The sequence below is a fragment of the Lelliottia sp. SL45 genome, assembly GCF_026672535.1.
In the GTDB taxonomy this organism is placed as follows: Bacteria; Pseudomonadota; Gammaproteobacteria; order Enterobacterales; family Enterobacteriaceae; genus Enterobacter; species Enterobacter nimipressuralis.
This window is the reverse complement of sequence record NZ_JAPPRH010000003.1, coordinates 689834-703175: the sequence shown is the minus strand read 5'-3', so window position 1 is coordinate 703175 and position 13342 is coordinate 689834. Positions and strand designations below refer to the sequence as shown.

At 60.1% G+C, this 13342-nt stretch carries 11 protein-coding genes; 3 read left to right on the top strand and 8 right to left on the bottom strand.

What is annotated here, in order from left to right; all coding sequences use genetic code 11:
- The first annotated feature begins 212 nt into the window (after positions 1–212).
- The 3 genes from glpA to glpC are packed head-to-tail and all read left to right on the top strand — an operon-like array spanning position 213 to position 4277.
- On the top strand, positions 213–1841 hold the full coding sequence (glpA, locus tag OVA10_RS09285) for an anaerobic glycerol-3-phosphate dehydrogenase subunit A (protein WP_268195818.1): 1629 nt from the start codon (positions 213–215) through the stop codon (positions 1839–1841).
- Entirely contained in the window at positions 1831–3090 is a 1260-nt protein-coding gene (gene glpB / locus OVA10_RS09280) for a glycerol-3-phosphate dehydrogenase subunit GlpB (RefSeq protein ID WP_268195817.1), read from the top strand. Before glpA ends, glpB begins: the two co-directional genes overlap by 11 nt.
- Entirely contained in the window at positions 3087–4277 is a 1191-nt protein-coding gene (gene glpC / locus OVA10_RS09275) for an anaerobic glycerol-3-phosphate dehydrogenase subunit GlpC (RefSeq protein ID WP_268195816.1), read from the top strand. Before glpB ends, glpC begins: the two co-directional genes overlap by 4 nt.
- Positions 4278–4306: 29 nt before the next feature.
- On the opposite strand, the gene OVA10_RS09270 is transcribed toward glpC, so the two are convergent.
- The 8 genes from OVA10_RS09270 to menF form a co-directional block, all read right to left on the bottom strand.
- A complete protein-coding gene (locus OVA10_RS09270) occupies positions 4307–5506 on the bottom strand; it encodes a nicotinamide mononucleotide deamidase-related protein YfaY (RefSeq protein ID WP_248858800.1) in 1200 nt (399 codons plus the stop codon).
- A gap of 93 nt (positions 5507–5599) precedes the next feature.
- Positions 5600–6142, bottom strand: coding sequence for a YfaZ family outer membrane protein (locus tag OVA10_RS09265; RefSeq protein ID WP_129036045.1), 543 nt, complete (start codon positions 6140–6142; stop codon positions 5600–5602).
- 159 nt (positions 6143–6301) lie between these two features.
- Positions 6302–7663: an o-succinylbenzoate--CoA ligase gene (gene menE, locus OVA10_RS09260; RefSeq protein WP_268195815.1), complete on the bottom strand. Its 1362-nt coding sequence runs from the start codon at positions 7661–7663 to the stop codon at positions 6302–6304.
- Positions 7660–8625 (bottom strand): o-succinylbenzoate synthase, encoded by a 966-nt coding sequence (gene menC / locus OVA10_RS09255; RefSeq protein ID WP_268195814.1) that lies wholly within the window; start codon positions 8623–8625, stop codon positions 7660–7662. The genes menE and menC overlap by 4 nt, the downstream gene beginning before the upstream one ends.
- Positions 8625–9482: a 1,4-dihydroxy-2-naphthoyl-CoA synthase gene (gene menB, locus OVA10_RS09250; RefSeq protein ID WP_181826608.1), complete on the bottom strand. Its 858-nt coding sequence runs from the start codon at positions 9480–9482 to the stop codon at positions 8625–8627. Before menB ends, menC begins: the two co-directional genes overlap by 1 nt.
- The gene (gene menH, locus OVA10_RS09245; RefSeq protein WP_268195813.1) at positions 9479–10255 is read right to left on the bottom strand and encodes a 2-succinyl-6-hydroxy-2,4-cyclohexadiene-1-carboxylate synthase; all 777 of its coding nucleotides are present in this window, start codon (positions 10253–10255) and stop codon (positions 9479–9481) included. The genes menB and menH overlap by 4 nt, the downstream gene beginning before the upstream one ends.
- Positions 10252–11922, bottom strand: a complete 1671-nt coding sequence (gene menD, locus OVA10_RS09240) for a 2-succinyl-5-enolpyruvyl-6-hydroxy-3-cyclohexene-1-carboxylic-acid synthase (RefSeq protein ID WP_181826610.1) — start codon at positions 11920–11922, stop codon at positions 10252–10254. The genes menH and menD overlap by 4 nt, the downstream gene beginning before the upstream one ends.
- An 88-nt stretch (positions 11923–12010) precedes the next feature.
- Positions 12011–13306, bottom strand: a complete 1296-nt coding sequence (gene menF, locus OVA10_RS09235) for an isochorismate synthase MenF (RefSeq protein WP_268195812.1) — start codon at positions 13304–13306, stop codon at positions 12011–12013.
- Between the last annotated feature and the right edge of the window lie 36 nt (positions 13307–13342).

The window sequence follows — 13342 nt, the reverse complement described above, 5'->3', positions numbered from 1 at the left end:
CACCCCAGCTCCAGAGAGGCTGGGGATGTTAAATAATCACGACGATTGTTACTGTGAATCAACGCACGAATTGTTACAGAAATATGACATAGTGCGCAAAAAGGCGCACGGAATCACGTTTCATTTTCGAATTGCGCTCGTTTGTGTTCGAAATCAAACAAACCACATTTTTGATGTGGCTAAATGGTAAAAAACGAACATGAGGGAAGACAATGGCAATCCGCGATCCCCGTTATAGCGATGTGATTATCATTGGCGGCGGCGCAACGGGCGCCGGGATGGCGCGGGACTGCGCCCTGCGAGGCTTAAGCGTTACGCTGCTCGAACGTCACGATATCGCCACCGGCGCCACCGGGCGCAATCACGGCTTATTGCACAGCGGCGCGCGCTACGCCGTGACCGACAACGAATCCGCGCGCGAGTGCATCGCCGAAAACCAGATCCTCAAACGCATCGCCCGCCACTGCATTGAACCCACGGACGGCCTGTTTATCACGCTGCCAGAGGACGATCTGGCGTTTCAGAAAACCTTTATTACCGCCTGCACTAACGCGGGTATCAATGCCGAAGCGATAGATCCTCTGCTTGCCCGGCGCATAGAACCGGCGGTAAACCCGGCCCTGCTGGGCGCAGTGAAAGTGCCCGACGGCACCGTAGACCCCTTCCGCCTGACGGCGGCCAATATGCTCGATGCTCGCGAACACGGCGCGACCATTCTGACCGCGCATGAAGTTACAGGGCTTATCCGTGAAGGCGACAGCGTACGGGGCGTGCGTGTCTATGATCGCCTGTACGGGGAACACAGTGAGCTGTATGCAGGTGTGGTGGTCAACGCTGCCGGGATCTGGGGTCAGCACATTGCGGAGTATGCTGAGTTGTCCGTTCGCATGTTCCCGGCGAAAGGCTCGCTGCTGATCCTCGATCACCGTATCAACAATCACGTCATCAACCGCTGCCGCAAACCGTCCGACGCCGACATCCTGGTGCCGGGGGATACCATCTCCCTGATTGGTACCACCTCCACGCACATTGATTACAACGATATCGACTGTAATCGGGTGACTGCCGAAGAGGTGGATATCCTGCTGCGCGAAGGGGAAAAACTGGCGCCGATCATGGCGCAAACCCGCATTCTGCGCGCCTATGCCGGGGTACGCCCGCTGGTCGCCAGCGACGACGATCCGAGCGGGCGCAACGTCAGCCGTGGCATTGTGTTGCTCGATCACGCCACGCGCGACGGGCTGGAGGGTTTCATTACCATCACCGGCGGCAAACTGATGACCTACCGGCTGATGGCGCAGTGGGCCACCGACGCCGTATGCCGCAAGCTCGGGAATACGCAGCCCTGCACCACTGCTGAGCGCCCGTTGCCAGGCTCGCAGGAGCCAACCGAAAAAACGCTGCAAAAAATCATCTCCCTGCCTGCGCCGCTGCGCGGATCGGCCATCTACCGCCACGGCGATCGCACGCCCGCCTGGCTGGGACAGGGCCGCCTCAGCCGCAGCCTGGTGTGCGAATGCGAAGCCGTCACTGCGGGCGAAGTACAGTATGCGGTGGAAAATCTGGCGGTTAACAACCTGCTCGATTTACGCCGCCGTACCCGCGTCGGGATGGGCACCTGTCAGGGCGAGCTGTGCGCCTGCCGCGCGGCGGGCCTGTTACAGCGTTTCAATGTCACCACCTCCGCGCAATCACTGACGCAGCTCAGTGAGTTCCTCAATGAGCGCTGGAAAGGGGTGCAGCCTGTCGCCTGGGGCGATGCGCTGCGCGAAAGCGAATTTACCCGCTGGGTCTACCAGGGGCTGTGCGGACTGGAAAAGGAGCAGCACGATGAAGTTTGATACGGTGATTATTGGTGGCGGTCTCGCCGGGCTGCTGTGCGGCCTGAAGCTGACGCAAAGCGGCCAGCGCTGCGCCATTATCAGTCGCGGTCAAAGCGCGCTGCATTTTTCGTCCGGCTCCCTGGACCTGCTCGGCGCGATGGCCGACGGTTCGCCCGTCCAGAATCCGCTCACGGCGGTGCAAAACCCGGCGGCGTTGCCGCCTGAACACCCTTACCGCCGGGTGGGGGTTGAAAATATTGCCCGCTTCGCGCGAGAAACCGAAAGCCTCCTCGCCGCCAGCGGCGCGCGCTTAAAGGGCAATGCCGGGCAAAATCACGCCCGCGTCACGCCGCTCGGCACGCAGCGCAGCGCCTGGCTCAGTCCGGAAGAGGTGCCGGTCGCCCCCAGCCAGAACCAGCGCGTCTGCGTCATTGGCATCAGCGGATTTCTCGATTTTCAGGCCCATCTTGCCGCTGCGTCACTTCGACACCAGGGGATTCACGCGGACACGGCGGAGATCGAGTTGCCGGAGCTGGATGTGCTGCGGGATAACGCCAGCGAGTTTCGCGCCGTGAATATTGCCCGGCTGCTGGACAACGACGTTCACTGGCCAATGATTTTTGACGCCTTACATCCTCTGGCGCAGGGCGTCGATGCCCTGTACATGCCGGCCTGTTTTGGCCTGACGGATAATCGTTTGTGGCGCTGGCTCAGCGATCGCCTCCCCTGCCCGCTCTGGCTGCTGCCGACGCTGCCGCCATCTGTGCCAGGGATTCGTCTGCACAATCAGCTTCAGCGGCAGTTTATCGCTCAGGGCGGCGTCTGGATGGCGGGGGATGAAGTCAAAAAAGTGTCGCTTGAAGCGGGTAACGCCCATGCCGTCTGGACGCGAAACCATGAGGATATTCCGCTGCGTGCCCGTTTTGTGGTGCTGGCGAGCGGCAGTTTCTTCAGCAACGGATTAATCAGCACCCGCGAAGGGATCCGCGAGGCGGTGATGGGGCTGGACGTGCGCCAGAGCGCCTCCCGCGCCGACTGGTATCAGAGCGATTTCTTCACACCCCAGCCGTGGCAGCAGTTTGGTGTCATCACCGATGAGCATCTGCGCCCGCAGCTTTCCGGCGTGGCGATCGACAATCTTTACGCCATTGGCTCGGTGCTGGGCGGTTTTGACCCGATAGCCCAGGGCTGCGGCGGCGGTGTCTGCGCCATCACGGCGCTGGCCGTTGCCGAACAGATTTGCCAGCGAGCGGGAGAACAACCATGAACGATACCCGTTTTGAAAGCTGCATCAAATGCACCGTCTGCACCACCGTTTGCCCGGTGAGTAGCGTGAATCCGCGCTACCCGGGGCCGAAACAGGCCGGGCCGGACGGCGAGCGCCTGCGCCTGAAAGATGGCGCACTGTACGACGACGCGCTGAAATACTGCATTAACTGCAAACGCTGTGAAGTCGCCTGCCCCTCTGATGTCAAAATCGGGGACATTATCCAGCGCGCGCGCGCGCAGTACAGCACGCAAAAACCGACCCTTCGTGATGCCATTTTAAGCCATACGGATCTGATGGGCAGCGTCTCCACCCCGTTCGCCCCGCTGGTGAATGCGGCGACCTCGCTGAAACCGGTGCGAAAGCTCCTCGACGTGGCGCTCAAAATCGATCATCACCGCACTCTGCCCAAATACTCCCACGGGACTTTCCGCCGCTGGTATAAAAGCGTTGCCGAGAGACAGGCGCAGTACACCGACCAGGCCGCGTTCTTCCACGGCTGTTACGTAAACTATAACCACCCGCAGCTGGGCAAAGATCTGGTCAGCGTGTTGAATGCAATGGGCACCGGCGTGCAGTTGCTGAATAAAGAGAGGTGCTGCGGCGTGCCGCTGATTGCCAACGGCTTTACCGACCGGGCGCGTAAACAGGCTCGACACAACGTGACCTCCCTGCGCGAAGCGATTGTCGACAAAGGGATCCCGGTCCTCGCCACGTCGTCCACCTGCACCTTTACGCTGCGGGATGAGTATCCGCATCTGCTGGACGTCGATAACAGCGGTTTGCGCGAGCACATCGAGCTGGCCACCCGTTTTATCTGGCGCAAACTGGATAGCGGGCAGACGCTGCCGTTGAAGAAATTACCGCTGAAAGTGGTGTATCACACACCCTGTCATATGGAAAAAATGGGCTGGGCGATTTATACGCTGGAGCTACTCAGGCTGATTCCGGGGCTGGAACTGACGGTGCTGGATTCGCGCTGCTGCGGGATTGCAGGAACCTACGGCTTTAAAAGCGAAAACTACCCGACGTCGCAGGCCATTGGTGCGCCGCTGTTCCGTCAGATCGAAGAGAGCGGCGCAGACCTGGTGGTGACCGACTGTGAAACCTGCAAATGGCAGATCGAGATGTCCACGAGCCTGCGCTGTGAACATCCAATCTCCCTGCTGGCGAAAGCGCTCAGCTAAGCAGACCGGGGCGTTTTGCCCCGGTTTTTTCACTCGATAAACAGCGTTTCCACCACCTCAATCCAGCCATGATCGCTGGCGACCTCTTTGCCATTCAGCCAGCGGCGCAGCATATTCAACGCCATCATCGCGCACACCTCCTGGCGCACCTGCAGACTGTAGCGCGTGGCGCTCATTTTCACGCGCAGAGCGTGTGTCCCCTGCGGTGTGGCGAGGGCAAAGTTGAGATGCTCATCTTCAAGGCCAGTCACCGCCAGCGCCAGTCCGGCGAAATGGTTGACCCGACGATCGGCCGTCCAGTGGGCGGTTTGCGCGAGCGTCTCTTCCTGCGATGGCACCACTTCGCTCGCCAGCAGCGAGGCGTTTGCCCGCGAGAGTTGCAGCGCCAGCAAACCGCCGGTGAACTGCTCGCTTAAGGTCAGGCTCAATTGACGCTCCTGAAGATGACGGGCGATTTGCGCCGGTAATCCTTCGGTGCCTTCAAAGATCAGATTTTCACCCGCTACGCGCTGCACCTCAGGCCATGCCGCCAGCATCGCCGCTTTTTGCGTCGCCGGACCGGTCAGTTTCAGCTCGATTATCGGCATTGAGGAGCGGTAGCCCATCGATACCCCTTCCGGCAGCTCAAGGGGATCGAGGCTTTGCGCCAGATCGCTTTCCGAACGGCCAAAGGTGGTGAGGCGCAGGCAAATCGGCGGCTCTGGCAGTGTGAACCGCTCGCGCAGGCGCGGCATAATTTCCTGCTCGACCATCACTTTAAATTCAGAGGGAACGCCGGGGGTAAAGAACATCAGGCAGCGGTTAAGCTTGACCGCAAAACCGCAGGCCGTGCCGACTGGATTATTAATAAACTCGGCGCTGGCGGGGATTTCCGCCTGCTTACGGTTGCTGGGCGCCATCACCCGGCCACGCTCGCTGAAGAAGCGCTCCATCTGCACCAGCCACTCTTTATGCAGTACCAGCCCTTCGCCTTTGGCCGTCGCCGCTGCCAGTGCGCTGAGGTCATCGCTGGTTGGCCCGAGGCCACCGTTGACGATCAGCACATCCGCATGTTCGCTGCGCTCACGCAGCACGTTGACCAGCGATTCGAGGCTATCGCCGACGGTATTACGGCGCGTTAACGATAATCCCTGCTCAAAGAAAAAATTGGCCAGCCAGGCCGCATTGGTATCGGTAATTTGTCCATGCAGCACTTCGTCGCCAGTGGACAACATTTCCACGCTTATCATCGTGTTCTCCCACTTATTTAGTGGAAACACTATAGCGCAATCAGATGTGGGGGGAAGAGAGAAACAGGTGCGGCAGGACGCCGCACCCTAAAATCAGAATCCTGCGCTCACGCCCACGTACGGGCCATCGGCCAGCGCGTTGTCGCGGTTGCCGTCTTTACCGGCGAGATTCAGGTAGCGATAACCGGCTTCGATGGTGATCGGACGCATGATCGTCCAGCGCGCACCGGCGTTGGCTTCTTCATAGCTGTCGATACCGCTGGAGAGGGAATCCGGAGAGTAGTAGTACTCACCAAACAGACCGAAGCTGTCGCCGATTTTCCACTGCAAACCGCCGCCCACTGCTGCTGCGTAGCCTTCGTCGCCGTCGTTCGGGTTAGTGTAGATACCTTTCCCGCCAACGGTCGCCAGGAATGGACCCAGCGGAATGTTCAGGCCCAGACCGAGGCTCGCGGCATCGCCGTCGTCATCGTTGTGAGTCCAGCCACCGGTCATCGCCAGGCCGGAGGTGTCTGTGCCCATGCCAAAACCGAGGTGGGTGTAATCCTTACCCGCCTGGCCGCTAAAAGAGATTGCATTTGCCGCCGCAGATACAAACATCAGGCCGCTCAGGCCCAGTAATGCCACTTTTTTCATTGTCGTGATCCCGCACTCATTTAAAATAGATATCCCAAAACCGCGCGATTTTAACCCGAGAAATCCAGGGATCAATGCGCTATCGGTGCGTATGACGTTTAGATTGTAACGATTTGAAACTTTCTGGCGTTAGCCAGCCGCAGCAGCTGCCTGAAAACGCTAGCCTTTCAGAAAAGCGTTCACCCACTGCTGCAGCGCCCGACGGGAGATTTTGATCCCGCCGCTTTTTAGCTCAGCGGGCAGAACCAGCCAGTGCCGCGGCTGCTGGAAACGCGCCAGCTTATCGCCCACCCACTCCGGGAAGGTCGTGATATCCGCGTTTTCTGCGCATTCGACTACCGCCACCGGTCGCTGACCAAATTCGGCGTCGTCCAGCGGCACGATGAAAACCTGATGAATCAGCGGATGCCCGCTAATGACGCGCTCCAGCTCTTCCGGCTGAATGCCTTCTCCGCCGCTGAAAAAGAGATTATCCATGCGCCCGACAAGAGTCAGACGGCCGTCATGTAACTCTCCACGATCGCGGGTAGCAAACCAGCCTTGCGCATTGGCAAGCGGCGCTAATCCACCGTCGCGCCAGTAGCCGCTGGCCATACTTTTGGCCCGGAGCCAGACCTCACCTTCCACAATCTTGACCTCGCGCCCCGGTAGCGCACTCCCGACATCCGGTTGCCCGTCGGCTTCTTTGGCACAAACTGTCGAGGCGAATTCCGTCAGCCCGTATCCGCACCAGGTTTTGATGCCCTGCTCTTGCGCCCGAAGGGTTAACTCAACGGGGATCGCCGCACCGCCCAGCAGGACGGCCCGGAGGGCGACAGGATCAGGGTGATTCAGCAAACGCCAGAGCTGCGTCGGCACCAGCGAGGCATGCGTGCAGCCCTCCAGCATCTGCTCCAGTGGCTGTTTTTCACGCACGGTTAATCGCGCGCCGGCCAGCAGCCAGCGCCACAAAATTCCCTGTCCGGAGACATGAAAAAGAGGGAGGGAAAGCAGCCAGTCATCATCGTCGCCATAGGGCATCAGAGAGAGCACGCCCTGCGCGCTGGCAAGATGCGCGTCGCAGGTATGTACCGCCGCTTTTGGCAGACCGGTGGACCCGGAGGTGAGCGTCATGGACGCCAGCCGCGCGGGTTGCCAGGGGGCGGCGTAGTGACCTGCTGATTCGCGCATCAACACCGGTGGCAATCCGTCGAACTCGCCATCCAGCACCAGCGCAAAACGCAACGTCATATGGGGAATTAATACATTCAGCAGCGGACGTGGAAGCTGCGGGTTGACGGGTAAAATCCGCGCGCCGCATTGCAGTAATGCCAGCCAGGCCAGCAAAGTGCTGGGATGGTTTTGCGCCATCAGCATGACCCCGTCGCCATCCTGCACGCCCTGCTGACGGAAGCCGCTTGCCAGCGCATCAACACGCTGGCACAGCTGATGCCAGGTCAGCGTGTCACTGTTCAGGCGCAGCGCGGGTTTATCGGCTTTTCGCTGACACCAGTGCCGCCACGGCCAGTCGGTAAAGCTCATAGCAGTGGCTCCAGCGCCTCAACGTCCACCAGCGGGAGGGTACTCTCCGGCCAGCGACGCACCAGCTGGGCCTGCATCAGATTGAGCGTATCCAGCCCCGGAATGGTCTGCGGGGTCAGCCACGCGGCAATCCGCGCCAGTTGCGTCAGGCCAAGGCTCGACTCAATGGAGGAACTTATCACCGCCGTCAGGCCGAGAGCGTGGGCCGCAGCCACCTGCTTGCGCACCTTTTCCAGGCTGCCCGTCAGCGTCGGCTTGATCACCACCGCACTTACGCCCGGCTCGGCGAGAAACTGGAAATCCGCTTCACGCAGGCTTTCATCCCAGGCAATGGCAATTCCCGTCTCCTGCGCAAAGGCGCGCGAGTCGTCGCGGGTTTTGCACGGCTCTTCCATAAATGCGATGCGATCGCGATACGCCGGATTGACGTACTTCGCGAACTGCTGCGCCTTGAGCGGCGTCCACGCGCGGTTTGCATCCAGACGCAGACGCAAATCCGGAATCGCTTCGAGCAGCAAATTGACCACCATGCCATCGCGTACCGCTTCGTACAGGCCCACTTTGACCTTGGCGACTTTCTCGCCGGGCATAGCGCTAAGGGCGGCAAACAGTTCGTCCGGATCGCCCGAGCAGAGCGGCGCGGCGCGGTAATCCGCCGCGTCCGGCAGCGTGCCGTCCAGCTCGGCCAGCGCGCAGCTAATACCGAAGGCGGCAGAAGGCACCTCCGGCAGTGCCGGAGAAGCCCCTTCGCGCCAGGCATTCACCCAACTCAGCAGCGCGGCCTGGGCGTCGTCAAGCGATTCAAGGCTAAAGCCCGGCAGCGGCGAGATTTCGCCCCAGCCCTGCTTTTCGCCCTGCTGCAGATGGACGAAGAGACCGTCACGGGTTTTTAACCGCCGTTCACGCAGCACCACGCCCGCGTCCATGGGTATCTGCCAGCGGTAAACCTGCGCGCGACGCATTACGGATTCCGTTTGTATTTGCTGAAGTCCGGCTGGCGTTTTTCGTTAAACGCGTTGCGGCCTTCCTGCCCTTCTTCGGTCATGTAGAACAACATAGTGGCGTTACCCGCCAGCTCCTGCAGACCGGCCTGACCGTCGCAGTCGGCGTTCAGCGCCGCTTTCAGGCAGCGCAGCGCCATTGGGCTGTTTTGCAGCATTTCGCGACACCAGCGAACGGTCTCTTTTTCCAGATCGGCAATCGGCACCACCGTGTTGACGAGGCCCATATCCAGCGCCTCTTTGGCATCGTACTGACGGCACAGGAACCAGATTTCACGCGCTTTTTTCTGACCGACAATGCGCGCCATATAAGAAGCGCCCCAGCCGCCGTCGAAGGAGCCGACTTTCGGACCGGTCTGGCCGAAGACAGCGTTCTCCGCGGCAATCGTCAGATCACACATCATATGCAGCACGTGGCCGCCACCGATGGAGTAGCCAGCGACCATCGCCACGACCGGTTTTGGACAGGTGCGGATCTGGCGCTGGAAGTCGAGCACATTCAGGTGATGTACGCCGGAGTCATCCTGATATCCGCCGTAGTCGCCGCGCACTTTCTGATCGCCGCCCGCGCAGAACGCTTTGTCGCCTTCGCCGGTCAGAACGATGACGCCGACGTTATCGTCGTAACGTGCATCGGCCAGCGCCTGCATCATCTCTTTCACGGTCAGGGGACGAAACGCGTTACGCACCTGAGGGCGGTTGATGGTGATTTTGGCAATGCCGTCCGTCGATTTGTGGTAACGAATATCCGTATAGCCTTCGGAGCAGTCTTGCCATTCAACGGGGGCATACAGCATTTGTTCATCAGGGTAGATCATGGGATGTCCTTTATTCGAAAACGCAGTATCTGCGCCAGACTCGCGGCAACCGCAGTGGGATTGTCCCGGTGGGCGTTGTGTCCGGCATTGGGAATCACATGGCGCTCGGCGTTAAGTTCAGCCGCGAGGGCTGCAAACTTCTCGTCGCGCTCGCCATACACATAGTGGAAAGGCGTCGTGCGGGCGTTCAGCGCCGCGCGTAAATCAGGTTGGTTCGCCAGGGATGTGGCCTGCAGCATGGCGGCAAGCGTCGCGCCATTATTTTGGCTGCGCAGGGTGATGAGTTCGTCACGCTGCGCGTCAGTCAGCGAGGCAAAAACTGGCTGTTGATACCAGGCACGAAAAACTGACAGCAGCGGTTCATCGCGAAAACGTTGCGCCCAGCGGCGGTCAGATTCGGCTCGCGCCTCTCGCGCTTTCGCGTCGTACAGGCCCGGATGACCGCCCTCGACAATCAGCCCCGCCAGCCCTTTCGGCTGCTGACAGGCATGAACCATCGCAATGCGGCCGCCAAGGGAGTACCCCACCAGCCAGTAGTCAAGTATGTTGTAACTAACCAGCGTATTGGTCAGCAGCTGGCTCACGTCGCTGAACCCAGAGACGGCAATATCCTGTGAACCGCCGTGCCCTGGGAGATCCAGATACAGCCGCGGATGATCGGGCAGCTTAGCGCCCACCGTCTGCCATTCGCGACAGTCGCCGGAAAAACCGTGCAGGAAGACCAGCCAGGGCAACCCTGGCTTACCAGCACGCCTTTCACCGGCCAGAATCATAGATGGCTCACCTGGGCGAGCAGGCTTTGCAGCGTCTGCGCGCCGTCGGAATCGTTGACCACCAACTCAATCAGCGTGGTGCCCGGCTGCCGCCAGGCGCGACTGAGCGCGTCATCGAGATCGGCCCAGCTCTCCGGGCGATGGTATTTGAGGCTAAACATCGCCGCGGCGTGTTCAAACTGGACGTTTTGCGGCATCAGATAGAAACGCTCGCGCTCGCTTTGCGGCGTCGGCAGCAGGGAGAAAATCTGCCCGCCGTTATTGTTCACCACAATCAGCACAAATGGCGCAGAGACCTGGCGCAGCAGTGCCAGCGCGTTCAGGTCATACAGCGCCGATAAATCCCCGACAATCGCCAGGGTGGATTTCGCGCTGGCGCGCTGCACGCCCGCCGCCGTTGAGATCAAACCGTCAATCCCGCTGGCGCCACGGTTGCTGTAGACCGGATACCCGGCCGGCAGTTTTGACAGGGCATCAATCAGACGCACTACCAGGCTGTTGCCGACAAACAGCTGGCCCTGCTCCGGCAGATAGTGGCGGATGCGGTGCGCCAGCTCAGCCTCGCCAAAGCCTTCGCACTGGCGGGAGGTTAACTCCCAGGCCTGACGCGACAACGCCGGAATATCCGTCGCCCACGGCTGACGTTTTTCCGCCGGATGCGCATCCAGCCATTCGTCGATAGTGCTGACCAGACGACGCCCGCGATGGTGCGCCGGATCCAGCCGTCCGTCCAGCGGGTCCACCAGCCAATACTCTTCCGGATCGCAGGTGGCCTGCCACTGTAACAGGCGTTTACCCGTGAGGCTTGAGCCGAGCTGAACCACGATTTGTGCCTGCGACAGTTCCGTTACCGCTTTGGCATTTCCCAGCCAGAGATCGGCGCACGGTAGCGGCTGCCCGGTTTGCGAAAGCACATCGCCAATCAGCGGCCAGCCCAGGGTTTGCGCCCATTCGGCCACTAGTTTGCCTTCGGCGGCGCTCATGCGCCCGGCTAGAACGACGCCGCGCTTTTGTCGCCAGAAAAACCAGTCGCGCTGTCTGGCGCTTTCAAGATGAGTTTGTACGCGCAGCCAGGGTTTATCGCTGCGCCACCAGTTGCCGAGGGCTTGTTGCCACTCAACGCCGGTGTCGTCCATTTCGCCGTACAGCGGTTCGGCGAACGGGCAGTTGATGTGCAGTGCGCCACTGCGCAGGGAGCCGAGCGCGTTATCAAGCGTCGACACCAGCCAGCTGGCGGGAATGTCCTGAGTCGGGCGCGGTAAGGCGATCGACTGGGATGGATGAGAAGCAAAGATACCCGGCTGGCGGATCGCCTGGTTGGCGCCGCAGTCGATCAGTTCAGGCGGTCGGTCGGCGGTGAGAAGAATGAGTTTTTCGCCCGTCAGCCCGGCTTCAATCAGAGCCGGATAGAGATTTGCCACTGCCGTACCAGACGTCACAATCACCGCCACGGGTGCCTGGCTGACTTTTGCCAGCCCGAGCGCCAGATGACCAAGACCGCGTTCATCAAAATGGGTGTGATGAATAAACGCCCGGTTTTCTGCCGCCGCCAGCGTCAGCGGCGTAGAACGTGAGCCCGGCGCAATACACACATGCCTGACGCCATGGCGCGTCAGGGCTTCAAGAATGACCGTCGCCCAGCGGCGGTTAAAAGAACTTACTGACATGAAATTGTCCGGTATCAATATTAAGACACAGTATAAATAATAGAGAGTGATTGAATTTTGATATGAATCGGGAATGTGCGACTCAGTATTAATCCATAAGGAGCAGTGTTCTCAGCCCTGCGGCTTTGTTTTCTATCTCCTGCCACTCGTCCTCAGGCACGGACCCACTGACAATCCCTGCCCCGGCGTAAAGTCTGACTGCTGAATCACTGACGCGCGCGCTGCGAAGCGCCACGCAAAACTCACTTTGTGCCAAAGAGAGATATCCGGCCGATCCGGCGTACCACTCCCGGTCGAACGGTTCATGTGTCTGAATAAAATCGCGCGCTGACAGGCGCGGCAAACCGGCGACAGCAGCCGTCGGCTGCAATAGCTGGAGGCACTGCTCGTCATCAGGGTGTTTCAAATCGGTCCAGATACAGCGGCGCAGATGCTGCACCTTGCGCAGACGAACGATTTGCGCCGGAAGCACTTCCAGCGCCTGGGTATGGTGCTGTAGCCGCTGACAGATGTCTTCCACCACCAGCATGTTTTCACGCTGGTTTTTGTCGTCGGCCAGTAGCCATTCGCCCAGATACTGAGCCTGGCGATCGTCAGGATGGCTGGCCACGGTGCCCGCCAGCGCTTCGGTGCGTAGGTGGTTGCCGCGTCGACGCCACAAGCGCTCCGGCGAGGAGCCCATAAAGGCGCTGTGGGCGTCGAATACCATGCAGAAATGGTAGCAGTTGAAGTTCAGCCGACGGCTGGCTGCCATCAGAGCGATGGCGTTGATGCCCCGATCAAAGTGCAAATCCGTCGCCCGCGCCAGCACCACTTTTTCGAATGCGCCACTGGCAATGGTCTCGGTGGCCTGCGAAATCAGCCGCAGCCACTCCGGTTTTTCAGGCAGATGCGTTTCGCGCACCTTGTGCGGAGCGAGCGGGGTAATTGTTCTGGCGGGTGAGAGCTGCAGTAAAAAGGCTCTCGCCTGCTGCGCATCATCCGCAAGCGAATGGTCGCTCGACAGGTTCAGTCGCAGTGTCGCCACGCCCCCCAGCCGCAGCCAGAGCAGGCGCGGCAGAAACAGGTGGCTCTTTTCAGGAGCAAACGCATTCAGGCCGCAAATGCGGGTGTCATCGGAAAGTTCGTGAGTCTGGAGAAACTGGCGGGCGAGCGTGAGTGACGAGAAATGGTGCACCGCGCCGAGGGCGGCCAGCTCTTCCTCACCGCTACGCTGTTGCCAGTAAAACTGAGGATAGGCCACCTGAGCACCCAGCCAGGCCAGGGGATCGAAGGCATCGTTTAACGGGAAAGAGACCTCGACATGACGCGTGCCGGGTGTGGGCGGAAACGCTTGAGCCAGAAAATGACCAAGACGTTCAATCGCAATTGAAATCGAATGCACGCTGACCTCTCCCTGTTAAAACCTCACATTATACGG

Bases quoted from the DNA above. Each gene is read 5' to 3' on its own strand.
- OVA10_RS09265 (WP_129036045.1), bottom strand. From the start codon at position 6,142: ATGAAAAAAGTGGCATTACTGGGCCTGAGCGGCCTGATGTTTGTATCT.
- glpA (WP_268195818.1), top strand. From the start codon at position 213: ATGGCAATCCGCGATCCCCGTTATAGCGATGTGATTATCATTGGCGGC.
- menD (WP_181826610.1), bottom strand. From the start codon at position 11,922: ATGTCAGTAAGTTCTTTTAACCGCCGCTGGGCGACGGTCATTCTTGAA.
- OVA10_RS09270 (WP_248858800.1), bottom strand. From the start codon at position 5,506: ATGATAAGCGTGGAAATGTTGTCCACTGGCGACGAAGTGCTGCATGGA.
- menE (WP_268195815.1), bottom strand. From the start codon at position 7,663: ATGAGCTTTACCGACTGGCCGTGGCGGCACTGGTGTCAGCGAAAAGCC.
- menH (WP_268195813.1), bottom strand. From the start codon at position 10,255: ATGATTCTGGCCGGTGAAAGGCGTGCTGGTAAGCCAGGGTTGCCCTGG.
- menC (WP_268195814.1), bottom strand. From the start codon at position 8,625: ATGCGTCGCGCGCAGGTTTACCGCTGGCAGATACCCATGGACGCGGGC.
- glpB (WP_268195817.1), top strand. From the start codon at position 1,831: ATGAAGTTTGATACGGTGATTATTGGTGGCGGTCTCGCCGGGCTGCTG.
- menB (WP_181826608.1), bottom strand. From the start codon at position 9,482: ATGATCTACCCTGATGAACAAATGCTGTATGCCCCCGTTGAATGGCAA.
- glpC (WP_268195816.1), top strand. From the start codon at position 3,087: ATGAACGATACCCGTTTTGAAAGCTGCATCAAATGCACCGTCTGCACC.